The following is a 698-nucleotide window of genomic DNA, read 5'->3' on the forward strand; positions in this document are numbered from 1 at the left end:
CCCCGCGCCCCGGGGAGAGCAGGGAGGTGTGCTACCGCGTCCGGATCCGCTGAGGCGAAGCCGGGGTTCTTTCCATCGCCTAGCGCCGCCGGAAGCCCGCCGGGAAGGCGGCCCCGAGGGGCGTGGACGCCCCCGGGGTCCTTGGGGGGAGGGAAGCCGCCCCTCTTGGCCCCTGACGTCTTCCTGACAGGGCGAGGGTAGAAGGGGGTCGTGCGCGTCTGGCCCTTCCTCCTGCCCACCTTCCTTTTCCTCCTGGGGTTCACCTACTTCCCGGCCCTCGAGGTGGCCATGGAGGGTCTTCCCGCCTTAGGGAGGCTCCTCGCCCCGGAGAACCTCAAGGCCCTCGAGGTCACCCTCCTCTACACCGCCCTCACCGTGCCCCTCTCCATCCTCCTCGGCCTCCTCCTCGCCCTCGCCGTGGAAGGGGAAAGCCGCCTGCGGCAGGTGGTTCGGGCCCTGGCCTTCCATCCCGTGGTCCTCCCCACGGTGGCCTTCGCCGCCGTCTTTCTATACCTCCTGAATCCCCTCGGCCCCCTGCGGGGCCTCCTCCAGGGGCTCGGCCTCCAGAACCCCCTGGGCGACCCCTTCGGGGCTTTCCTCGCGGTGGTGCTCGTGGGGGTGCTGAAAGACGCCGGGCTTTACATGCTCTACTACCTGGCGGGGCTAAAGAACGTTCCCAAGGAGCTCCTGGACGCCGC

The 698-nt window shown here is 69.9% G+C and carries 1 protein-coding gene; it reads left to right on the forward strand.

Annotation, left to right across the window (positions count from 1 at the left end):
* Positions 1–210: 210 nt before the first annotated feature.
* A partial coding sequence (locus AC01Y6_RS10840; RefSeq protein ID WP_476671539.1) for an ABC transporter permease subunit occupies positions 211–698 on the forward strand: 488 nt, incomplete at its 3' end.

This window comes from Thermus sp., assembly GCF_056332225.1.